Below are 21293 nucleotides of genomic sequence, written 5' to 3' on the forward strand. Positions count from 1 at the left end.
CTGTGGCCGGTGCTGCAACCGGCGTGGCAGGTCGGGTCCGGCTTACAGTGCGTCCGGGCCGCGTTCTCCGGTGCGGACCCGTACGGCGGTGTCGACGGGCAGGACCCACACCTTTCCGTCGCCGATCTTCTCGGTGCGGGCGGCCTTGACGATCACATTGACCAGTTCGTCGGCGTCGGCGTCCTCGACGAGCACCTCGATGCGGATCTTGGGCACCAGGTCGACCTGGTACTCAGCGCCCCGGTAGACCTCGGTGTGACCGCGCTGCCGCCCGTAGCCGCTGGCCTCGGTGACCGTGAGGCCCTGGACGCCGAAGGCCTGGAGGGCCTCCTTGATCGCGTCCAGCTTGTGCGGCTTCACGACTGCGGTGATGAGCTTCATGCGTCCACCTTCTTGTTCTGCGACTGCTGCGTCTGCTGCGGCGCGGCAGTGGAGGTCCCGTCCTGGACGGCGGCCGGCGCGGCGGCGGCACGGCCCGCGGGCGAGCCTCCCACAGCGCTGAAGTCATAGGCGGACTCGGCGTGGAACGCCTGGTCGACCCCGCTGACCTCGTCGTCCTCGGAGGCCCGGAAGCCGATCGTCGCATCCACGAGCTTGGCGAGGATCCAGGAGACGACGAAGGAGTAGGCCATGACCGAGAAGGCGCCGATGGCCTGCTTGCCGAGCTGGGAGAAGCCGCCCACGCCGTCGATGGCGAGGAGCCCGACGAGCAGGGTGCCGACGACGCCGCCGACGAGGTGGACGCCGACCACGTCGAGGGAGTCGTCATAGCCCAGCTTGAACTTGAGGCTGACGGCCCAGGAGCAGACGGCGCCGGCGACGACGCCGATGAGGAGCGCGCCGAAGGGGTTGACATGGGCGCCGGACGGGGTGATGGCGACCAGACCGGCGATCGCGCCGGAGGCGGCGCCCAGCGTGGTGAGCGCGCCGTGGCGGATGCGCTCGTAGATCAGCCAGCCGAGCATGGCGGCGCCGGTGGCGATCTGGGTGTTGAAGGCCATGGTGGCCGCGGTGCCGTCGGCGGCGAGCGCGGAGCCGGCGTTGAAGCCGAACCAGCCGAACCACAGCAGTGCGGCGCCGAGGACGACGAGCGGCAGGCTGTGCGGCCGCATGGCGTCCTTCTTGAAGCCGATGCGCTTGCCGACGACGAGGACGGCGGCGAGCGCGCCGATGCCCGCGTTGATGTGGACGGCGGTGCCGCCGGCGAAGTCGATGACCTCAAGCTTGTAGAGCCATCCGTCGGACTGCCACACCCAGTGCGCGACCGGGAAGTAGACCACGGTCACCCACAGGGCGATGAACAGCGACCAGGCGGTGAACTTCACGCGGTCGGCGAGGGCGCCGCTCATCAGGGCGGGGGTCAGGACGGCGAACATCAGCTGGAAGAGGGCGAATGCGAAGACGGGGATGCCGCCCTCGCCGGTCAGCGTCTCCGCTGTGATGCCCTGGAAGCCGATGTGGTCGAAGTTGCCGAGCAGGCCCGCGCCGATGTCGTCGCCGAAGGTGAGCGAGTACCCGTAGAGCACCCACAGCACGCTGACGATGCCGAGCGAGATGAAGGACATCATGAGCATGTTGAGGGCGCTCTTCACGCGGACCATGCCGCCGTAGAAGAAGGCCAGGCCGGGCGTCATCAGCATGACGAGCGCGGCACTGATCAATACGAATGCTGTATCTGCGCCATTCAAGGCCAGCGTCTCCTCAGTGGGTCGGAAACGGCCCGTGCGGATGCCGTGGGGGTGGGCCGACTGTGCTGAGGAGCGTGGCGCAGCGCGGTTTCGGCGAGAGCAGCTCGATGTTTCGCGCCAGTGACGAAGGGGTCCGGCGTGTTACGGGCCCATGAACCGCCGGGTGGGGGCGGGGGGCCGTGGATACCATCTCCGGCACATCGCACGGCCGACCGCGACGTCCACCTGTCTGACCTGGCGTGGGGGAGCCGAGTCGGGCTGTGAGGGGTGGGCGCCGCGGCCGGGGTTCCGGGTTTCCGGAGTCTGCGCCGGTGCTCAGACGGCCTCGGCCGTCTCGGGGAGCTGAGTGGTGAGGTAATCGGTGAACTGGACGACTTCCGGTACGTCTCCGAAGTCGCGTGCGGCGGTGTCCACGGTCTTGCGCAGCCGGGTGTTGACCCGCTCGGAGCGGACCGACTTCGCGGTGCTGAGCGCCTTCCCGGCCAGTGTGGTGGCCTGCTCGGGCTCCCGCTTCAGCAGATGGACGGTGGCCATGCCGATCAGATTGAGTGCGTACGACCGCTGGTGCACCTCGTCCTTGCCGAACAGCTCGACGGCGCGTGCCATCAGCGGTTCGGCGAGCGAGGCGTAGGTGGGGCTGCGGCCTGCGACATAGGCGAGGTCGCGGTAGGAGTGGGCGTTTTCGGCGTTGAGTTCCGCTTCGGAGAAGAAGCGGATCCAGTCGGGCTCCGGCTCGCCGTCGAGGCCGATGTCGGCGAAGGTGTCCTCGGCCATGCGGACGGCTCGCTTGGTCTTGCTCGGCTGGCCCATATTGGCGTAGGCGCGGGCCTCCATCGCATACAGCATGGCCTGGGTGCGCGCGGTGGCGCAGTCACGGCTGCCGTACTGGGCGAGATGGATGAGTTCCAGGGCGTCGTCGGGCCGCCCGAGGTGGATCATCTGGCGGCTCATGGAGGAGAGGATGTAGGAGCCGAGGGACTTCTCCCCTGCTTCCTTGGCGGCGTGCAGCCCGAGCACGAAGTACTTCTGGGCGGTGGGCTGGAGTCCGACGTCGTAGCTCATCCAGCCGGCCAGCTCGGCCAGTTCCGCGGCGCATTTGAAGAGCCGCTTGGCGGTGGCGGGCGGCTGGGGCTCCTGCAACAGGTCGGTGACCTCGTGCAGTTGTCCGACGACGGCTTTGCGGCGGAGTCCGCCGCCGCACTGGGCGTCCCAGGTGCGGAACATGGCGGTGGTGGTCTCCAGCAGGTCCAGCTCGGGCTGGGAGAGCCGGGCGGGCCGGCCGCCCGGGTCGGGGGCCGGGCTCTCGCCGGGCGGGGTGGGGACCAGCCAGCGCTGCATGGGTTCGATGAGCGCGGGCCCCGCGGCCAGGGCCAGCGAGGTGCCGAGGAAGCCCCGGCGGGCCAGCATCAGGTCGCTGCGGGAGAAGTCGCTGAGCATGGAGACGGTCTGCGGGCCGGCCCATGGGAGGTCCACTCCGGATACGGAGGGTGACTGATGGCCTGCGCGCAGGCCGAGGTCCTCCACGGCGACGACGCTGCCGAAGCGTTCGGAGAACAGTTCGGAGAGGATGCGCGGAATCGGCTCGCGCGGCTGCTCGCCGTCGAGCCAGCGGCGCACCCGGGAGGTGTCCGTGCTGATGTGATGTGCGCCCATCTGGCGCGCCCGGCGGTTCACTTGACGCGCGAGCTCGCCCTTGGACCAGCCGCTGCGCACGAACCACGAGCTCAAGTGCTCGTTCGGGCGCTTGCCGGCGGATGTACCGTCTGCGCCGCTGCCGCCCACTGCCGTGCCCCCTATTCGCCTTCGCCGATGTCATGACGCCTGTCTGACACGTCGTGACGCTCGGCCTCTTCGTCTTTGCGGCCTGCCGCGCCCGGTCGGGCCGAGCTGCCGGTCGCCGTCTGTCCTGTGTGTGCTGTGCCCTGCGGTTCCGCCCCGCCCGGAACCGGCTGTCTGCTCTCCCGATCCGGCCGGCGCTCGCTCGCTTCCCGCCGGATCGCTCGAAATCCCTATCAGAATGCGGCCTGTTGCCGCTGTCCGTGACGGACTCGGTGCTCCGTCGGACGGACCGCATGATTCGCACACGATGGCGAGTTGCCTCCGGCATACCCGCTGATGCGCTGAACTCCAGAGTTCATGCACCCAAAGTAATCCTACGATCACCGGTCCAGCGAGGGGGTTTGAGTAAACGCCACCATTCGCCACCCCTTTGAATGAACTCGATTGCTGTGAGCCGCGATTCACTTGACATACGACGATCGGGAGGCAGTGCACTGTTGCCCCCAGGGGCGCGCGCAGCAGTCCGCACTACCCCTCGCGCCACCGTGCGCCGCCGAATCCCTACCGGCGGCGACGCTCGGTCACAGGGAGACTTCGGGTCGTAACCACCGGCGATTTCCACCCGTTGGAGGGGGCATGGGCTTCACGATCGGCGGCAGCCGGGGGATCAGTGGGATCGGCCAGCTCCGGCCCGGCTCACGGCGGCGCAGCCGGGCGAACGACTGCACGGCGGTCGCCGAGTACACCGGACTGTGGGGCTGGTCCGTGGTCCCGGGGGCACGGGCCGCGGACGGCGCGTGCTCATGCGGCGATCCGCGCTGTACGTCCCCGGGGGCGCATCCGCTCGACTTCGCACTGGAGGTCCCGGCCGGCGCGACACTCGACGAGGCGGCCAAGGCCTGGTCGGAAGTCCCGGGCGCGGCGCTGCTGCTGCCGGTGGGCCGCGACTTCGACGTCCTCGACGTCGCCGCGCCCGCCGGGCGGCGCGCGCTGCTGCGACTGGAGCGCATGGGACTGCCGCTCGGGCCGGTCTCGGCCACTCCCGACGGGCGCTGCCAGTTCTTCGTCGCCCCGGGGGCCGCAGCCGAACTCCCCGAGCTGCTCTACCGCATGGGCTGGGACGACGCGGATCTGGATCTGCGCTGCATGGGCCCGGGGGCGTACATCACCGCCCCGCCCTCGGACCACGCCGGTCTGGGGCCCGCTCGCTGGCTGCGGCCGCCGTCGCTGGACACCGCCGCCGCTCCGCCGCAGGCCAGACTGCTGCTGGGCACCTTGGCGTATATCTGCCATCGATCCCCGGCAACACCGTGACCGACGCCTATGTCGGTATATACATGGAAGCGCCCCACTGCATCTGCACCATGCGGTGGGGCGCTTGCCCGCGGAAGGCTTCCGCTCAGTCGCCGATCAGGGCGTCGACAAACGCCTCCGGCTCGAAGGGCGCCAGATCGTCCGGGCCCTCGCCCAGCCCCACCAGCTTCACCGGCACACCCAGCTCACGTTGGACGGAGACGACGATGCCGCCCTTGGCCGTGCCGTCCAGCTTGGTCAGCACGATGCCGGTGATGTCCACGACCTCCGCGAAGACCCTTGCCTGGACCAGACCGTTCTGACCGGTCGTGGCGTCCAGGACCAGCAGGACCTCGTCCAGCGGGCCGTGCTTCTCCACGACGCGCTTGACCTTGCCCAGCTCGTCCATCAGACCGGTCTTGGTGTGCAGCCGGCCCGCCGTGTCGATCAGGACGACATCGGCGCTCTCCGCGATGCCCTCCTTGACCGCGTCAAAGGCGATCGAGGCCGGGTCGCCGCCCTCGGGGCCGCGCACGGTGCGTGCGCCGACCCGCTCGCCCCACGTCTGGAGCTGGTCCGCGGCCGCGGCGCGGAAGGTGTCCGCCGCGCCCAGCACGACCGAGCGCCCGTCGGCGACCAGGACCCGCGCCAGCTTGCCGGTGGTGGTGGTCTTTCCGGTGCCATTGACCCCGACGACCATGACGACGCCCGGGGTGTCCAGTCCGCTCTCCGTCTTGACCTCGCGGTCCAGGTCGGCGCCGACCAGGGTGAGCAGCTCCTCGCGGAGCAGGGTGCGCAGCTGCTCGGGGGTGCGGGTGCCGAGGACCTTCACCCGCTCACGCAGCCGCTCGACCAGCTCCTGGGTCGGGGCGACGCCCACGTCGGCGGTGAGGAGGGTGTCCTCGATCTCCTCCCAGGTGTCCTCGTCGAGGTGCTCACGGGACAGCAGGGTGAGCAGCCCCTTGCCCAGGGAGTTCTGCGAGCGGGCGAGGCGGGCGCGCAGCCGGACGAGACGGCCTGCGGTCGGCTCGGGGACCTCGATCTCGGGGGCGGCGGGCTCGGCGGCAGCCGGCTCCTCTGCCGCCGCCGGCGTCTCGACCGCCTGCTCGGCGTCCGGGAGGCCGACTTCTTCGATCGTGCGGCGCGGCTCGTCGCGCGGTGTCTCCGCCTCGTCGCCGACGTGTGGCTCGGCGGGCGGAGCGGTGATGGTCGGCGCGCTGGGCGGCGGGGACGGCAGCTGCTTCTTTCTGCGGCTGCCGACCACCAGCCCGCTGATCGCGCCGATCGCGACCAGGGCGATGACTACAGCAAGGATGACGGTTTCCATAACGCCACCCAGTATCGGCCACGGCGGGCAGCGGTCGACGGCCTGGGAGGATCGCACAAGAACTTCTGGCCCCGTTTGGACCTTTTGGGGGTTCCATACGATCCTGGTGTTTCTGCCCTTTGTCATCGGCTGCCCCGGGCCCCGGATGTGGTGCCCGCACTGGCCGCCCCGTCGTACGGAGCTCCTGCATGCCCCACGCCTCCGAGTCCGAAGGCGCGATAGAAACCCGTGGCCTTGAGCCCGTACCCGACGAGGAGCGCACCGGCCGGGTGCGCGAGCTGTTCCCCACCTGGGTGGCGGCCAATATCAGTGTGCTGCTGCTCACCATGGGCGCAGGTCTGATCGTCTTCAACGGCCTCAACTTCTGGCAGGTCCTCGTCGTCGCGATCGCGGCGCCCGTCGTCTCATACGGCCTGGTGGGGCTGATCTCCATCGCCGGAAAGCGCGGCGGCTCGCCCGGCATGGCGCTCTCGCGCGCGGTCTTCGGGCAGCGCGGAAATCTCTTCCCCGGTGCGCTGATCTGGGCGGCACGCTGGGGCTGGGAGACGATCAACGCGGTGACCGGCGCATACGCCGTGCTGACCGTGCTGGATCTGCTGTTCGGCGTGCGCAGCAATATGGCCCTGATCGTGGTCACGCTGCTGCTGTTCGTCGGCGGCACCTTCCTGGTGTCGGGGCTCGGCATCAATGCGCTGCGGCGGTGCAGCACCTGGTCGACGTATCTCTTCGGCGCGTTCAGCGTGCTGGTGCTGGGCTATCTGATCGCGGAGACGGACTGGTCGGCGGTGTTCGCCAAGCCGTCCGGGTCGACGGCGATGATGATCGCGGGCATCGGCACCCTGGCGGCCGGCGGGATCAGCTGGGTGCCGTCCGCGCCGGACTTCACCCGCTATCTGCCGCGGACGGCCTCGTCACGGGGGATGGTCGGCTCGACGGTCGGCGGCGCGGGGATTGTGGTGGTACCGATGGTGCTGATGGGCGCGGTGATGGCGGTGGGCACCCCGGATCTGGCGTCGGCGCAGGATCCGGTGTCGTTCATCGGCGAGCTGCTGCCGATGTGGCTGTCGGTGCCGTATCTGCTGATCGCGCTGGCCGGCATGCTGCTGATCAACTCGATGTCGATGTATTCGGCGGGCTTCACCGCGCAGACGCTGGGAATCGATGTGCCGCGCGCCTGGGCGGTCAGCGTCAACGCGGTGATCTCGCTGGTCTTTGGTTTTCTGCTGATGGCGGTGGCGACCAGCTTCATCGGCTCGTTCATCTCGTTCCTGACGCTGCTGGCGGTGGCGTTCTCGGCGTGGATCGGGGTGTTCGGCGTGGACATGCTGCGGCGGACGTCGTACGACGGCGAGGCGCTGATGGACACCGGCCGCACCAGTGCGTACTGGTACCGGGGCGGCTTCGCCTGGCAGGCGATGACCGCGTGGGGCGTCGCGCTGCTGACAGGGCTGCTGTTCACCAAGGTGGACTGGTTCAGCGGCCCGCTTGCCTCCTCCTGGCTGGGGGCGCATGGGCTGGGCTGGGCGGTGACCGTCGTGATCGCGGCCGCGCTGTATGCGGTGCTGCCGCGCGACCGGGGCGGGGCGCGGACCCGGCGGGAGGCCGCCGAGGAGGCGCGGGCGGCCCTCGGCGCGGATTCGGCCGCTCGCGAGGAGCCGGCTGCCGGCGGGGAGCCGGGCGCCGACGATGAGCCGGCTGCCGGCGGGGAGCGGGAGCCCGCACCCCTGTCCAACTGACGCCGCGTCAGCTACCGTCGCCCTTCGCCAGGTTCACTCGGCTTCAGGGGGCTGCCTCATGGCGTTCACCGTGGTCCGGTTCAATCTCGTCGACCCCGCCGGAACGCCCGAGGCGCTGGCGGAGCGCTACCGGGCGGCGCTGGAGATGGCCGCGTACGCCGACGACCGCGGCATCGACACCGTGCAGACGGAGGAGCACCACGGCGCGGAGAACAACTGGCTGCCCTCCCCCTTCGTCTTCGCGGGCGCGGTGCTCGGCTCCACCCGCCGGATCTCGGTCACCGTATCGGCGATCATCGGCCCGCTGTACGACCCGCTGCGGCTGGCCGAGGACATCGCCGTACTGGATCTGATCGGCAAGGGGCGGCTGATCACGGTGGCCGGGATCGGCTACCGGCCCGCGGAGTACGAGCAGCTGGGCGTCGAGTGGGGCAGCCGCGGCCTGCTCCAGGACGAGCTGATCGAGACGCTGCTCACGGCCTGGCGGGGCGAGCCGTTCCCCTTCCGGGGCCGTACGGTGAGGGTCACCCCGCGCCCGTACACCCGGCCGCATCCCGCCCTGCTGATCGGCGGCTCCTCACGGGCGGCGGCCCGGCGTGCGGCGCGCTTCGGGCTGCCGTTCTTCCCCAGCGCGCATCTGCCGGAGCTGCGGGCGTACTACGAGGAGGTGTGCGCGCGGTACGGGACGGAGGGCTTCTGCATGATGCCCGCGGAGCGCACGCCGCTGGTGCATGTGGCGGAGGATCCGGACCGGGTGTGGGGCGAGTACGGGGAGCGCTTTCTGCACGAGGCGCGGACGTATGCCTCCTGGCAGTCGAAGGACGTCAGCTCGGCGGTGCGGTCGGCGGCGACGACGGTCGAGGAGCTGCGGCGCGAGGGGGTCTACCGGGTGCTGACGCCCGCCCAGTGCCTTGAGGAGGGCGGGCCGGGTGTGGTGCTGCATCCGCTGTGCGGCGGGCTGCCGGTGGACGAGGGCTGGCGCAGCATGCATCTGTTCTGCGAGAACGTGCTGCCCCGGCTCAGGGGGTGAGCCGGGGCAGCAGCGGTTCGAGGAGAGGGGCAGCGGGGACTTAGCCCATCTCCTCCAACGCCTTGCCCTTGGTCTCCTTCACGAACTTGAGCACGAAGGGGATGGAGAGCATGGCGAAGGCCATGTAGATGACGTACGTCCCGGAGAGGTTCCAGTCCGCGAGGCTGGGGAAGCTCGCGGTGATCACCCAGTTGGCGATCCACTGTGCGGAGGCGGCGACGCCGAGGGCGGCCGCCCGGATGCGGTTGGGGAACATCTCGCCGAGGAAGACCCACACCACGACGCCCCAGGAGAGGGCGAAGAAGAGCACGAAGGCGTGGGCGGCGACCAGGGCGACGGCGCCCTGTGTCCCGGGCAGCTTGCCGTCCACGAGGTCGGCGGAGAAGGCCCAGGCCTCGACGGCGAGGGCGAGCGCCATGCCGGCGGAGCCGACGAGGGCGAGGGGGCGGCGTCCGACGCGGTCGACCAGGACCATCGCGATCACCGTGCCGATGATGTTGATGATCGAGGTGGTGAAGGAGTAGAAGAACGAGCTCGACGGGTCGATGCCGACGGACTGCCAGAGGGTGGCGGAGTAGTAGAACGCCACATTGATGCCGACAAGCTGCTGGAAGACCGAGAGGCCGATGCCGACCCAGACGATGGGCAGGAAGAAGAAGCGGTTGCCGAGCAGGTCGCGGAAGGTGGACTTGTGCTCGCTGTGCATGGCGCGTTCGATCTCGGCGACACGGGCGTCCAGATCGACGTCCTTGCCCTCGACCTCGGCGAGGACCTCCTTGGCGCGGCTGAGCTTGCCGACGGAGATCAGGAAGCGGGGCGACTCGGGGATGGCGAAGGAGAGCAGCCCGTACAGCACGGCCGGGACGACCATCACGCCGAGCATCCACTGCCAGGCTTCGAGCCCGGCGATCTCACCGCGCTGGTCGCCGTCGGCGAGCTGCAGGATGCCGTAGTTGACCAGCTGGGACACGGCGATGCCGATGACGATCGCGGCCTGCTGGAAGGCGCCGAGGCGGCCGCGGTAGGCGGCGGGGGCGACCTCCGCGATATAGGCGGGGCCGATGACGGAGGCCATGCCGATGGCGAAGCCGCCGACGACCCGCCAGAAGGCGAGGTCGACCAGGGAGAAGGGCAGCGCGGAGCCGATGGCGCTGACGGTGAACAGCACGGCGGCGATCTGCATACAGCGGATGCGGCCGATGCGGTCGGCGATCCGGCCTGCGGTGGCGGCGCCGACGGCACAGCCGATCAGGGCGATCGCGATGACCTGGGCGAGGGTGGCGGAGCCGATGTCGTAACGGTCGCGGACGGCCTCGACCGCGCCGTTGATGACGGAGCTGTCGTATCCGAACAGGAAGCCGCCCATGGCGGCGGAGGCCGTGATGAAGATGACATGGCCGATGTGTTCGGGGTGGGCTTGCCGGGCCCGTGCGGCGGGCGGCTGCGCTGTGCTGGTCACATGTACTCCTGAAGGCGAACCCTTTGAGTGGCGCACACCAAGCGGCCGCCCACCACTTAAAGGTAAAAGCAACGTTGCAGAGACTATGCCTTCAAGTTGCGAAGTCAAGAGGATCATCCTCGGCGCAGTCTGAGCACAATAGGGCATGTAGCGTTCAAGACTTGAAGATGCGGAGCCCCGGGGGCTGCTGATCAGCGAAGACGCTGACTGATCACCTTGGAGACGCCGTCCCCCTGCATGGAGACGCCGTAGAGCGCGTCCGCGACCTCCATGGTGCGCTTCTGGTGAGTGATCACGATCAGCTGTGAGCTCTCCTGGAGCTCCTGCATGATCCGGATGAGCCGCTGGAGATTGGTGTCGTCCAGCGCCGCCTCGACCTCGTCCATCACATAGAACGGGCTGGGCCTGGCCTTGAAGATCGACACCAGCAGGGCGACGGCGGTCAGCGAGCGCTCGCCGCCGGAGAGCAGCGACAGCCGCTTGACCTTCTTGCCCGGCGGACGGGCTTCCACGTCCACGCCCGTGGTGAGCATATTGTCCGGGTCGGTGAGCACCAGGCGGCCCTCGCCGCCGGGGAAGAGCCGGGAGAAGACGCCCTCGAACTCCCGGGCGGTGTCCCGGTATGCCTCGGTGAAGACCTGCTCGACCCGCTCGTCGACCTCCTTGACCACCTGGAGCAGATCCGCCCTGGTCTTCTTCAGATCCTCAAGCTGCTCGGACAGGAACTGATGGCGCTCCTCCAGCGCCGCGAACTCCTCCAGCGCCAGCGGGTTGACCTTGCCGAGCTGCTGATAGGCCCGCTCGGCGGACTTGAGCCGCTTCTCCTGCTCCGCGCGGACGAACGGCCTCGGCTGATGGCGCGGGTGCGCCGGGTCCTCCGGCAGCTCCTCGCCCTCGGCGGGAGGCGACGGGGGCACCGGCTGGTCGGGGCCGTACTCGGCGACCAGCCCGGCCGGCTCCACGCCCAGCTCCTCCAGCGCCCTGGTCTCCAGCTGCTCGATCCGCAGCCGCTTCTCGGCGCCCAGCACCTCGCCGCGGTGCACCGAGTCGGTGAGCTTGTCGAGTTCGGCCTTCAGCTCACGGCCGTCGTTGCGGGCGGCGGTCAGCGCCTGCTCACGCTCGGCCTTGGCCGTCTCCGCGGCGGCGCGCTCCTGTTCGGCGCGGACGAGCGAGACCTCGATATGGGCGAGCAGCTGGCGGGCGCCCGCCGCGACGGCGGAGGCGACGGCGGCCTCGTGGCGCAGCCGGGCGCGCCGCTGCTCGGCGCGCGTCCGCGCCTCCCGCTCGGCGCGCGCGGCCCGGTCGAGCGCGTCCGCGCGACCCGCGAGCGCCTTGACGCGCTCCTCGTGCGTACGGGCCTGGAGCCGGGCCTCCATCTCGGTCTGCCGTGCGTTCGCGCCGTCGGCGGCGAGCCGGTCGCGTACGGAGGTGTCCGGCTCGTCGTCGGCCGGCAGCTCCTCGGCCGCCAGCAGCCGCTCGGCCAGCTCCTCGGCCTCCTCACGGGCCCGCTCCAGCGCCTCCTGCGCCCTGGCGGCGGATGCGCCCGCCCGTTCGGCCTCGCCGGCGGCGGCGCGCGCCTGGCCGGCGAGCCGCCCCAGCTGACCGGAGACGGCCGACTTCTCCCGGTCGGCGGCCCTGCGCCGGTCGGCCAGCTCCTCGACGAGCGCGGCGCGGTCGGCGCGGCGGGCGGCGGCCCTGTCCTTGCGCGCGGCCAGCTCTGCGCAGCGCCGCTCCAGCTCCTGAAGCTCCGCCTCCGCCTCGTCCACGGACGCCTGGACCTCCAGCAGGCTGGGCGCGCCCGCCGAGCCGCCCTGCGCGAAGTGCGCCCCGAGCACATCGCCTTCGGCGGTGACGGCGGTCAGCCCGGGGCGCGCGGCCACCAGCTCCTCGGCGTCCTCCAGCGTCCCGACGACCACCATGTCCCGCACCAGGTGCCGCACGGCCGCGAGGAGCCCTTCCGGCCCCTGCACCAGGCCGCCCACGGGGGCGGCCGCGGCGAGGGGCCCGGCGCATCCGGCCGCGCGTCCCGCCGGGGTCAGGTCGCCGGCCGACTCGGGCCCCGCGCCTGCAACGCCCCCGGCGCCCCCGGGCTCCGGAACGACTCCACCGCCCCCGGCGCCCGCGGGCTCCGGAACGACTCCACCGCCCTGACCCGCGGTGGCTGCTCCGGCGCCGCTTCGCCCCGCGGAGTCACGGGCGCCGGCCTGTCCGGGCACGCCTGTCCCGGCGCCGGCGGGTGCCGAGAGGGAACCTTCCGCCTCCGGGCGGCAGGCGGGCACCGGCTTGCCGCCGGAGGCACGCGGGCTTCCGTCCGAAACCGCGCCAGCGGCGGCGGCCGTGCGGACGCCGAGTTCGCCTTCCCCGTCCCGGCTGCCGGGCGGAACCGCTCCGGGCGCACTCGGCATGCCGCCATCCGGGCGGGCGCGGCCGTCGGATTCCCGGCGGCCCCGTGGGATCGCGGCCGCGGAGGCGGAACCTTCCGGCAGGGGGGCGGCGGGGTGGGGCCGGTCCGGCCCCGGCGGGCCGGTGAGCAGCAGTGTGGCGCGGCCCGCGTCCTGTTTGCGCAGGAGGCGGATCGCTTCTGCCGCCGTGGCCGGGTCGGTGGCCGCCAGGGCGTCCGCGGCCGCGCCGAGGGCCGCGGCGACCGGCGCCTCGTACCCCGGGGCCACGGTCAGCAGTTCGGCCGCGGGGCCGAGCAGACCGCCCAGCCGGTCGCGGGCGGCCAGCAGCGCGCCGGTGCCGTCCTTGCGGCGCAGGCCGAGCGCGAGGGCCTCGCGGCGGGCGGCGACGGCGGCGCGGCCCCGTTCGGCCGCGGCCAGTTCGTCGCGGGTCTCGCTGAGCGCCGCCTCCGCCGCGGCCAGCTCCCGCCTGGCCGCCTCGTGCCGCTCCGTGAGCTCCGCGTCGCCCGCGTCGAGGCCGTCGACCTCGGCCTTGAGCTGCTCGTACTCCTCCTGCGCGGCGACGGCCCGCTCCTGGGCCTCGTCACGGGCCGCGGCGAGGCGGTCGATCTCGGCCTGGGCGGAGGCGGCCCGCGAACGGGCCGCGCCCACCTTGCCGCCCAGCCGCGCCAGCTCCTCGCGCCGGTCCGCGATGACCCGCGCGGCGTCCTTGAGCCGCCGCTCTTCGAGGGCGAGCTGCCGCTCCAGCTCGGCACGGTGGGCGACGGTGTCCTCCAGGGCGCGTTCGGCGGCCTCCAGCGCGGCCTCCAGCTCCGCCTCCTGCTCCCGGATGCGGGCGGCCTCGCGCTCCAGGTCCTCGGGGTCGCGGCCGCGCCGCTCCTCCGGCGGCTGGGCGGTCGCGCTGGTGACCCGGGCGTCGGCGAGCGAGATCGTGCCGCGTACCCGCTCGGCCAGCTGGGAGAGTTCGTACCAGCTCTGCTGCGCCCGCGTCAGCCGCGGGGCCAGCCGGCGGACGTCGTCCTCAAGGGCCGCCTCGCGCGTGAGCGCGGCCTTGAGCTCTGCCTCGGCGGCCTCCTTGCGATCCTTGAGCGCGGCCTCGTCGGCGATCTCGGCGCGCAGCGCCTCCTTCAGACGTACGAGGTCGTCGGCGAGCAGCCGCAGCCGCGCGTCGCGCAGGTCGGCCTGGATGACGGCGGCGCGCCGGGCCACCGCGGCCTGCCGGCCCAGCGGCTTGAGCTGGCGGCGCAGCTCGTCGGTCAGATCCTGCACCCGGGCCAGATTGGCCTGCATCGCGTCCAGCTTCCGCAGCGCCTTCTCCTTGCGCTTGCGGTGTTTGAGGACGCCGGCCGCCTCCTCGATGAAGGCGCGCCGCCCCATGGGGTCGGCGTGGAGTACGGAGTCGAGCTGGCCCTGCCCGACGATGACGTGCATCTCGCGGCCGATGCCGCTGTCGGAGAGCAGTTCCTGGATGTCGAGCAGTCGGCAGGTGTCGCCGTTGAGCTGGTATTCACTGCCGCCGTTGCGGAACATGATCCGCGTAATGGTGACTTCGGCGTAGTCGATGGGCAGTGCGCCGTCGGAATTGTCGATGGTGAGGGAGACCTCGGCGCGGCCGAGCGGGGGCCGCCCGGTCGTCCCGGCGAAGATGACGTCCTCCATCTTGCCGCCGCGCAGCGACTTGGCGCCCTGCTCGCCCATGACCCAGGAGAGCGCGTCCACCACATTGGACTTTCCGGAGCCGTTCGGGCCCACGACACAGGTGATGCCGGGTTCAAAGCGCAGCGTGGTGGCGGAGGCGAAGGACTTGAAGCCTCGCAGGGTCATGGCCTTGAGGTGCACGCCGCCGGACTCTACCTTTCGCTGCCGGTTTCACCTATGAAGGTGCAGGGCACATCAGACGGTAAGGCTTGTCGGTTCGGGGGGACCGGGGAAAGCAAGAAGGGACGCCGAAGCGTCCCTTGCATATCGTGCGCGATGAATCTCCAGCGGAGACGTGCTCAGGTGAGCGCGGGCTCCGCTTTGGAAACGTCGATGTCGATGCCGTCGAGCAGCGACTCTCCAGGGTGCTGTGCGACGGCAGCGTTCAGCGCGTCGTTCTCGGACTGGATCCGTACCAGCTCGGATTCGAGGTCCTGGACGCGCTGCTGCAGCCGTCGCATCTCGGCGAGGAGTCGCGGGTCGGAACCGCCGACGTAACCGAGAAGCGCCTTTGCCATGATGGATGGTCCTCCACACTGAGTGACCGACCGAAGCGGTGGTGGGTCGTGAGGGATTCGCACCCGCGGTGTTCGGCAGCGGGGGGATACTGCTTGATATTACTGCGGTTCTTACTGCCAAACAGCTAAGGTGCGCGGGGCTTCCAGCGTCTCACCAAAAAGTTTGACGGTCAACACGATCACGCCCCGTATCGAGGGGCAACCCGGGGGCATACGGCCGCTGAGCGTGCGGCGGAGCCTCTCCTGCGGGGCCCTGGGGGCGTGGAGATCATCCTTCTTGGCGCAGCCTCGCATGACAAGCCGTTCTTGGCAACCACCAGGTCTTTTCCACCCCGGGCGTACGACCTGGGGCACACCCGACCGCCGGCGCGCGGGCGAGTGCGCCCACGCACTCAGCGGATCGCGAAGCCGTCGTAGCCGCCGCGGGGCGTGGCCCAGATCTCAGTGACTCCGGAAACCTGCCCGGGAGTGTCGCCGGAGCGAAGCCACTCCAGCAAACGGTGGCAATTCTCACGTGGGCCCTCTGCCACGATCTGCACCCTGCCGTCGTCGAGATTCAGGGCGAAACCGGTCAGGCCGCCGATCTCCAGAGCGTTTGCCCTGGTGAACCAGCGGAAACCCACTCCCTGTACTCGGCCGCGTACCCAGGCCGTGAACCGTGCGACGTCATGCATGCGTGCACGGTAGCCGCCCAATTGCGCAGAGAGCACTTCACCCCCACGCGTCATGGCGTACAGTCCCGTCGCAATGAGCCTCACCCGTATGGGTGACTCGATCTGGCTTGACGTCCGACGTCCAGGACGACGTCGCGCATCAGGAAGGCACAGCAGATGGGACGCCATCGACGGAAGCGCGGGCGCAGGCCCGTACGCACCGGGTTGCTCGGCGCCTCCGCCGCCATGGCGATCGGCGCCGTGGCCGTGACCTCCGGGCTGCTGCCGGGCGGCGACACATTCACCTTCGGGGGCCTCGGCGGCGGTTCGAGCACCAAGGTGCGCACCGAGGGTTCCGGGCAGCTCGACGCCCAGGGCGGCGCGAGCGCGTCCCCGACGGACACCCCCGCGGCCTCGCCGGGCCTGAACACGGGTCCGGACTCCGACGCCGGCCCGTCGAAGTCTCCGGCGTCCGGGTCAAAGACCGCCTCCCCCACCCCCGCCAAGCCTTCGGCGACGCCCTCCCAGAAGACCAAGGCCCCGGAGCCGGAGAAGTCGCAGGCCAAGACCGAGACGGCCGCTCCGCCGCGTACCCAGCCCCCCTCCTCCAGCCGGTCGGCCGAGCGGACGAGCCCGGCCGCCGAGGCCGCGTCCAGGGCGGAGGCCGAGGCGGCGACGGTGCTGAGCATCGTCAACGCCGAACGCGGGAAGGCCGGCTGCAGCGCGGTGCGCGCCGACGGCGCCCTCGCGGATCTCGCCGAGGGCCACAGCCAGGACATGAAGGACCGCGGCTTCTTCGACCACACCAACCCGGACGGCGAGACCCCCTGGGACCGCGCCGACGAGGCGGGCGTGTCGCACCTGGGCGGCGAGAACATAGCCCGCGGCCAGGCGGACGCGAAGGCGGTCATGAACGCCTGGATGAACAGCGACGGCCATCGCGCCAACATCCTGAACTGCGAGTACAAGACGCTGGGCGTGGGGGTCGTCCTGGGGTCAGGCGGCCCCTGGTGGACGCAGAACTTCGGCTTCTGACGGCTCCCGGGCGGCTGCTGGGCGCTGACGGGCCCGGCTATGGCCGGGGGCGGGGGGTGCGCTGGCAGCGCGGGCAGAAGTAGCTGGACCGGTTCATCCAGGCGCGGCGGCGCATGGGGGCACCGCAGCGGCGGCAGGGCTCGCCCTCGCGGCCGTAGGCGTCGAGGGAGCGCTCGAAGTAGCCGGACTCGCCGTTGACGTTGACGTACAGGCTGTCGAAGCTGGTGCCGCCGACGGCGAGGGCGGCGGACATCACCCCGCGTACATGGCCGAGGAGTTCGGCGGTGCGCGGGCGGGTGAAGCCGGCCGTGGGCCGTTCGTAGTGCAGCTTGGCACGCCACAGGGCCTCGTCGGCGTAGATGTTGCCGACGCCGCTGATCAGGGACTGGTCGAGCAGGGCGCGCTTGATCGTGGTGCGGCGCAGGCGCAGCGCGGCGTGGAAGGCGGCGTCGTCGAACGCCGGGTCGAGCGGATCGCGGGCGATATGGGCGATCACGTCGGGCAGGCCGTCCGGGGTGTTGTCATGGACCGAGAGGCCGCCGAAGGTGCGCTGGTCGACGAAGCGGAGTTCGGTGCCGGCGGTGTCGTCGAAGCGGAGACGGATCCGGAGGTGCTTTTCGTCCGGCGCGGTCTCGGGCTGGACGAGGAGCTGGCCGCTCATGCCGAGGTGGCCGAGGATCGAGGCGTCGGCATCGGCGAGCGGGAGCCAGAGGTACTTGCCGCGGCGGCGGGCGACGCCGATGCGGCGGCCCTTGAGGCAGGCCGCGAAGTCCTCGCCGCCGGCCGGGTGGCGGCGTACGGCGCGGGGGTGCAGGACCTGGACCTCGGCGACGGTCCGCCCGCTGACCCAGCGCTCAAGCCCCCGCCGTACCACCTCGACCTCGGGCAACTCGGGCACGGCGCGCTCTCCTTCTCTGCCGGGGACGTCTGAAGCCTAACGCGGGCGCGAGGGGCCGCCCCCAAGGACGGCGGCACGCGCCGCCGGGACACCAGACCGCCGTCTGCGCCACCGCGGCGGCCTTCGGGGGGAGGTCCCGCGGACAGGCCGGCACGCCGTGCTCCGGGGTGTACCGGAAGCCGCGCGTACGCGCCCGGGCGGGCTGGTCGTCCTGCCGCGCGGGGGTGTCGGGTGGTGGCAGACAAAAGCGTCCCGCCGCCCCAGTGGGCGGCGGGACGCAAGGAAGCGGCGGCGGCGCAGGCGGGTCAGGCCGAGGCGCGGTCCGCGGAGGGCTGGGAAGGCGAAGGGGTGTCGGCGGACCCTTCGCTCTGGGATGCCTCTTCCGCGGCCGCCTGCGCGGCACGCTCGTCCGCAGCCGCGCGGATCTCCCGCCACGCGGACTCCGCGGCCTGCTGCTCCGCTTCCTTCTTGCTGCGGCCGGTGCCGGTGCCGTACGAGACACCACCGACGCGGGCGGCAGCAGTGAAGGTCTTCTCGTGGTCCGGACCGGTCTCGGTGACCAGATACTCCGGCACCCCGAGGCCCTCGGCCGCAGTCAGCTCCTGGAGGCTGGTCTTCCAGTCCAGGCCCGCGCCGAGGTTCGAGGACTTCTCGATCAGCGGGTCGAACAGCCGGTGCACCAGCTCCGACGCCGCTTCGAGGCCCTTGTCGAGATAGACCGCGCCGATCACCGCTTCCAGGGTGTCGGCGAGGATGGACGCCTTGTCCCGCCCTCCGGTGCCTTCCTCGCCCCGGCCAAGCCGGATGAAGGAGCCCAGCTCAAGGCCGCGGCCGACCTCGGCCAGGGCGCGCGAGTTGACCACCGCGGCCCGCAGCTTGGCCAGCTGGCCTTCGGGCAGGTCGGGGTGGGTGCGGTACAGCGTGTCGGTGACCACCAGGCCGAGCACCGAGTCCCCGAGGAACTCCAGCCGCTCGTTGGTGGGCAGACCGCCGTTCTCATAGGCGTACGACCGGTGGGTCAGAGCACGCACCAGAAGGGCGGACTCGACCTGATAGCCGATCCGCCCTTCCAGAAGCGTGTGGGACGAGGCTGCGTTGACGTTGTTGTCAGACATCGGGCCTCTCACCAGCCGCTCAGACCTCGAGAACCTGGCGCTTGTTGTAGGTGCCGCAGCTCGGGCACGCGATGTGCTGCTGCTTCGGCTCCTGGCACCGCTCACACGAAACCAGGGTGGGGACCGCAGCCTTCCACTGCGACCGGCGGTGGCGCGTGTTGCTGCGCGACATCTTCCGCTTCGGAACAGCCACGGCTACTTCTCCTGCTTCTCGTCGACGCGTGCTGATCCAGGCGCGTCGCCGCTCATGTCGTCCTTCTCGCCGTCCCTGATGGATTCGGCGAGTCCCTGCAGTGCCGCCCAACGGATGTCGGCGGCGTCATGGTGGTGGTCCGGGTCGTCTTCCAGCCTGACCCCGCAGTCGGGGCACAGACCGAGGCAGTCCTCCCGGCACACCGGCTGCATCGGCAGTGCGAGCACCACCGCATCGCGCAGCACGGGTTCGAGGTCGAACAGGTCGTCCTCGAGGAAAAGCCGCTCCTCGCCCTCGTCGTCGTCTCCGGGCTCCGCGGCGCGGCCCCGGTCGTCGGCGTCAGGGTAGGAGAACAGCTCCTGGAAGTCCGCTTCGACATCAAGGCGCAGCGGCTCCAGACACCTTACGCACTCCCCCTCGGCCGTGGCACGGGCGGCGCCTGTGACAAGCACCCCTTCCATGACGGACTCAAGACGGAGGTCCAGCTCCACGGGCGCGCCTTCCGGCACCCCGACGACCCCTTCGATGCCGAAGGCCGTGGGCGCACCGGGCGCCTCGACCGTGCGGGTCAGCCGCTGGAGCGCACCGGGCCGCCGGTCCAGCTCGTGCGTGTCGAACACGAGGGGGTTGCGGTGGTCGAGACGGGCGTTCAGGGCTCTTCCTGCTTTCGGATCGTGAGGCGGGGCCGACCGTATTTTCGGGGGGCCGAAACGGGCAGCCGTGATCGCGGACGTACGCGCGACCGAAGAGCCAGGATACTGGACGCTTCGCCCAGGACCCAATCCGCTCCCGCCGTCCGGCCGGGCCGCGGCCGGAAGGACGCCCGCGTCAGCGCCCTTCTTCGTAACGGCGCAGCTGGTCGAGGTCGATCATGCTGGTGTCGAAGAAGCTGGTCTCGTCCAGCGCGGGCTGGGTCTGCGGCTGCTGCTGGTAGCCGTAGGCGGGCTGCTGGGACGCATACCCCTGTCCGTAGTCCGCCTGGCCGGTCTGGGCCGGCTGCTGCTGGTAGGCGGCGTACGGGTCCTGCTGGTACGCGTAGGCGTCCTGCGGCGGGTAGGTGTACGGGTCCGGCTGCTGCGGGATGCCCGGCTGCAGCGGCTGGCCCTGCGGCTGCTGGGGCTGGGCTTGCGGTGTCTGCTGTGCCTGGGCCTGCTGGGCCTGCGGGTCCGGGTCGGCGAGCTCCGCCAGGCCCGCCAGATAGTCGGCGTCGCTGGAGTGCCGGGGCGCGCCCGCCGCGTCCTGGGCGGCGATATGCGCGCCCAGCTCATCGGTGGCGATACGGCCGTGCAGCTTCTGGCGGCCGCGGCCGACGGCCTCAAGCGTCTTGGAGAGCACCGCTTCGAAGGCGCCGAGCTTGGCGTCCACGTAGTCGTCGGCCCGCTGGATCAGGGTGGCGGGGTCGGCGCTGTACTCGGGGGCGTCCGCGTCGGCGTCGGCGTCGTACCCCCCGGACAGGGCGTTGCCGCGGCCGAGCAGCTTCTCGCGGCCGCGGTCGACGGAGCCGATGGTCTTGGTGAGGACCACCTCGAAGTTGGCGAGCTTGGAGTCGACGTAGTCGTCGGCCTCGGCGCGGATCTCCTCGGCCTCCCTGCGGGCCTCGGCCAGGATGCGGTCGGCCTGGTCCCGGGACTGGCGCGCGACCTGGGTGTCGGAGATCAGGGAGCCGCGCTCGGCGTGGGCCGACTGGATGATCCGCTCGGCCTCCTGGCGGGCCTCCTCGACGAGCTGCTCCCGGCCGCCGATCAGCTCCCTGGCCTGGGCGAGCGAGTCGGGCAGCGCCTGGCGCACCTCTTCGAGCATGGCGAGCAGCTCGGCGCGGTTGACCACGCAGGAGGCCGACATGGGCATGGAGCGGGCGCTGCTGACCGACTCGACGATCTCATCGAGCTTCTTCTGCACATCCACGGCGTGCTCGCCACTCTCTACAGCGGGTTGGAGACGGACGGCACGACTTTAAGGGCAGTCGGCGCTGTGTGGCTCACTTCTCGGCAAGCCGCTCGATCAGGGCCCGGTGGACGGCGGGCGGCAGCAGGTGGGAGACGTCGCCGCCCCAGGCCGCGACCTCCTTGACCAGGCTGGAGGAGAGGAAGCTGTAGGTGGGGTTGGTCGGCACGAACAGGGTCTCGACGCCCGAGAGCCCGTTGTTCATCTGGGCCATCTGCAGTTCGTAGTCGAAGTCGCTGACGGCGCGCAGGCCCTTCACGATGGCCGGGATGTCGCGCTCCTTGCAGAAGTCGACGAGCAGGCCGTGGTGGGACTCGACCACCACATTGCCGTACTCGCTGGTCACCTCGCGGATGAGCGCCATGCGCTCCTCGACGGTGAACAGCCCCTTCTTGGACTGGTTGATCATCACCGCGACGTATACGACGTCATACAGCTTGGAGGCGCGAGCGATGATGTCCAGATGTCCATTGGTGATGGGGTCGAACGACCCCGGACAGACTGCGCGGCGCAACTGAAGTCCCTCGC

The 21293-nt window shown here is 71.0% G+C and carries 18 protein-coding genes; 4 read left to right on the top strand and 14 right to left on the bottom strand.

The annotated features are described in order from the left end of the window. Positions 1 to 42: 42 nt before the first annotated feature. The 3 genes from OF819_RS18130 to OF819_RS18140 form a co-directional block, all read right to left on the bottom strand. Positions 43 to 381, bottom strand: a complete 339-nt coding sequence (locus tag OF819_RS18130) for a P-II family nitrogen regulator (RefSeq protein ID WP_267244613.1) — start codon at positions 379 to 381, stop codon at positions 43 to 45. Then, positions 378 to 1688 (bottom strand): ammonium transporter, encoded by a 1311-nt coding sequence (locus tag OF819_RS18135; RefSeq protein WP_267244614.1) that lies wholly within the window; start codon positions 1686 to 1688, stop codon positions 378 to 380. The genes OF819_RS18130 and OF819_RS18135 overlap by 4 nt, the downstream gene beginning before the upstream one ends. A 315-nt stretch (positions 1689 to 2003) precedes the next feature. Further along, positions 2004 to 3470 (bottom strand): hypothetical protein, encoded by a 1467-nt coding sequence (locus OF819_RS18140; protein WP_267244615.1) that lies wholly within the window; start codon positions 3468 to 3470, stop codon positions 2004 to 2006. 633 nt (positions 3471 to 4103) lie between these two features. On the opposite strand from OF819_RS18140, the gene OF819_RS18145 reads away from it, so the two are divergent. Next, the gene (locus tag OF819_RS18145) at positions 4104 to 4781 is read left to right on the top strand and encodes a bifunctional DNA primase/polymerase (RefSeq protein ID WP_267244616.1); all 678 of its coding nucleotides are present in this window, start codon (positions 4104 to 4106) and stop codon (positions 4779 to 4781) included. Positions 4782 to 4866: 85 nt separating this feature from the next. Here OF819_RS18145 and ftsY read toward each other — a convergent pair whose 3' ends face one another. After that, positions 4867 to 6087 (bottom strand): signal recognition particle-docking protein FtsY, encoded by a 1221-nt coding sequence (ftsY, locus tag OF819_RS18150; RefSeq protein ID WP_267244617.1) that lies wholly within the window; start codon positions 6085 to 6087, stop codon positions 4867 to 4869. A gap of 188 nt (positions 6088 to 6275) precedes the next feature. On the opposite strand from ftsY, the gene OF819_RS18155 reads away from it, so the two are divergent. Beyond that, positions 6276 to 7823, top strand: coding sequence for a cytosine permease (locus OF819_RS18155; protein ID WP_267244618.1), 1548 nt, complete (start codon positions 6276 to 6278; stop codon positions 7821 to 7823). Positions 7824 to 7881: 58 nt separating this feature from the next. Then, complete coding sequence (locus OF819_RS18160) at positions 7882 to 8853, top strand: LLM class flavin-dependent oxidoreductase (protein WP_267244619.1); 972 nt, start codon at positions 7882 to 7884, stop codon at positions 8851 to 8853. Between the two features lie 40 nt (positions 8854 to 8893). On the opposite strand, the gene OF819_RS18165 is transcribed toward OF819_RS18160, so the two are convergent. The 4 genes from OF819_RS18165 to OF819_RS18180 all read right to left on the bottom strand — a co-directional run bounded on the left by OF819_RS18165 (position 8894) and on the right by OF819_RS18180 (position 15601). Further along, positions 8894 to 10312, bottom strand: a complete 1419-nt coding sequence (locus OF819_RS18165) for a sugar porter family MFS transporter (protein WP_267244620.1) — start codon at positions 10310 to 10312, stop codon at positions 8894 to 8896. A 191-nt stretch (positions 10313 to 10503) separates the two neighbouring features. Continuing rightward, positions 10504 to 14550, bottom strand: a complete 4047-nt coding sequence (locus OF819_RS18170) for an AAA family ATPase (protein WP_267244621.1) — start codon at positions 14548 to 14550, stop codon at positions 10504 to 10506. Between the two features lie 158 nt (positions 14551 to 14708). Beyond that, positions 14709 to 14927, bottom strand: a complete 219-nt coding sequence (locus tag OF819_RS18175) for a hypothetical protein (RefSeq protein WP_267244622.1) — start codon at positions 14925 to 14927, stop codon at positions 14709 to 14711. A gap of 392 nt (positions 14928 to 15319) precedes the next feature. Then, on the bottom strand, positions 15320 to 15601 hold the full coding sequence (locus tag OF819_RS18180) for an acylphosphatase (protein WP_267244623.1): 282 nt from the start codon (positions 15599 to 15601) through the stop codon (positions 15320 to 15322). Positions 15602 to 15757: 156 nt separating this feature from the next. Here OF819_RS18180 and OF819_RS18185 point away from each other — a divergent pair, with 156 nt between their 5' ends. Then, a complete protein-coding gene (locus OF819_RS18185; protein WP_267244624.1) occupies positions 15758 to 16615 on the top strand; it encodes a CAP domain-containing protein in 858 nt (285 codons plus the stop codon). A gap of 37 nt (positions 16616 to 16652) precedes the next feature. On the opposite strand, the gene mutM is transcribed toward OF819_RS18185, so the two are convergent. The 6 genes from mutM to coaD form a co-directional block, all read right to left on the bottom strand. After that, positions 16653 to 17513, bottom strand: a complete 861-nt coding sequence (mutM, locus tag OF819_RS18190; RefSeq protein ID WP_267244625.1) for a bifunctional DNA-formamidopyrimidine glycosylase/DNA-(apurinic or apyrimidinic site) lyase — start codon at positions 17511 to 17513, stop codon at positions 16653 to 16655. 305 nt (positions 17514 to 17818) lie between these two features. Then, a complete protein-coding gene (gene rnc / locus OF819_RS18195; RefSeq protein WP_267244626.1) occupies positions 17819 to 18628 on the bottom strand; it encodes a ribonuclease III in 810 nt (269 codons plus the stop codon). A 19-nt stretch (positions 18629 to 18647) separates the two neighbouring features. Next, the gene (gene rpmF, locus OF819_RS18200; RefSeq protein ID WP_026165248.1) at positions 18648 to 18821 is read right to left on the bottom strand and encodes a 50S ribosomal protein L32; all 174 of its coding nucleotides are present in this window, start codon (positions 18819 to 18821) and stop codon (positions 18648 to 18650) included. A 2-nt stretch (positions 18822 to 18823) separates the two neighbouring features. Beyond that, entirely contained in the window at positions 18824 to 19516 is a 693-nt protein-coding gene (locus tag OF819_RS18205) for a YceD family protein (RefSeq protein WP_267244652.1), read from the bottom strand. 133 nt (positions 19517 to 19649) lie between these two features. After that, a complete protein-coding gene (locus OF819_RS18210) occupies positions 19650 to 20726 on the bottom strand; it encodes an ATP synthase F0 subunit B (RefSeq protein WP_267244627.1) in 1077 nt (358 codons plus the stop codon). A 73-nt stretch (positions 20727 to 20799) separates the two neighbouring features. Beyond that, positions 20800 to 21279 (bottom strand): pantetheine-phosphate adenylyltransferase, encoded by a 480-nt coding sequence (coaD, locus tag OF819_RS18215; protein ID WP_267244653.1) that lies wholly within the window; start codon positions 21277 to 21279, stop codon positions 20800 to 20802. Positions 21280 to 21293 lie beyond the last annotated feature (14 nt).

It is taken from the genome of Streptomyces sp. PR69, assembly GCF_026420845.1.
Classification (GTDB): Bacteria; Actinomycetota; Actinomycetes; order Streptomycetales; family Streptomycetaceae; genus Streptomyces.

What these genes read in the sequence shown, in the direction of transcription:
- OF819_RS18175 (WP_267244622.1), bottom strand. Translation starts at nt 14,927, where the DNA reads ATGGCAAAGGCGCTTCTCGGTTACGTCGGCGGTTCCGACCCGCGACTC.
- rnc (WP_267244626.1), bottom strand. Translation starts at nt 18,628, where the DNA reads ATGTCTGACAACAACGTCAACGCAGCCTCGTCCCACACGCTTCTGGAA.
- OF819_RS18180 (WP_267244623.1), bottom strand. Translation starts at nt 15,601, where the DNA reads ATGCATGACGTCGCACGGTTCACGGCCTGGGTACGCGGCCGAGTACAG.
- OF819_RS18185 (WP_267244624.1), top strand. Translation starts at nt 15,758, where the DNA reads ATGGGACGCCATCGACGGAAGCGCGGGCGCAGGCCCGTACGCACCGGG.
- OF819_RS18160 (WP_267244619.1), top strand. Translation starts at nt 7,882, where the DNA reads ATGGCGTTCACCGTGGTCCGGTTCAATCTCGTCGACCCCGCCGGAACG.
- ftsY (WP_267244617.1), bottom strand. Translation starts at nt 6,087, where the DNA reads ATGGAAACCGTCATCCTTGCTGTAGTCATCGCCCTGGTCGCGATCGGC.
- OF819_RS18155 (WP_267244618.1), top strand. Translation starts at nt 6,276, where the DNA reads ATGCCCCACGCCTCCGAGTCCGAAGGCGCGATAGAAACCCGTGGCCTT.
- OF819_RS18130 (WP_267244613.1), bottom strand. Translation starts at nt 381, where the DNA reads ATGAAGCTCATCACCGCAGTCGTGAAGCCGCACAAGCTGGACGCGATC.
- OF819_RS18145 (WP_267244616.1), top strand. Translation starts at nt 4,104, where the DNA reads ATGGGCTTCACGATCGGCGGCAGCCGGGGGATCAGTGGGATCGGCCAG.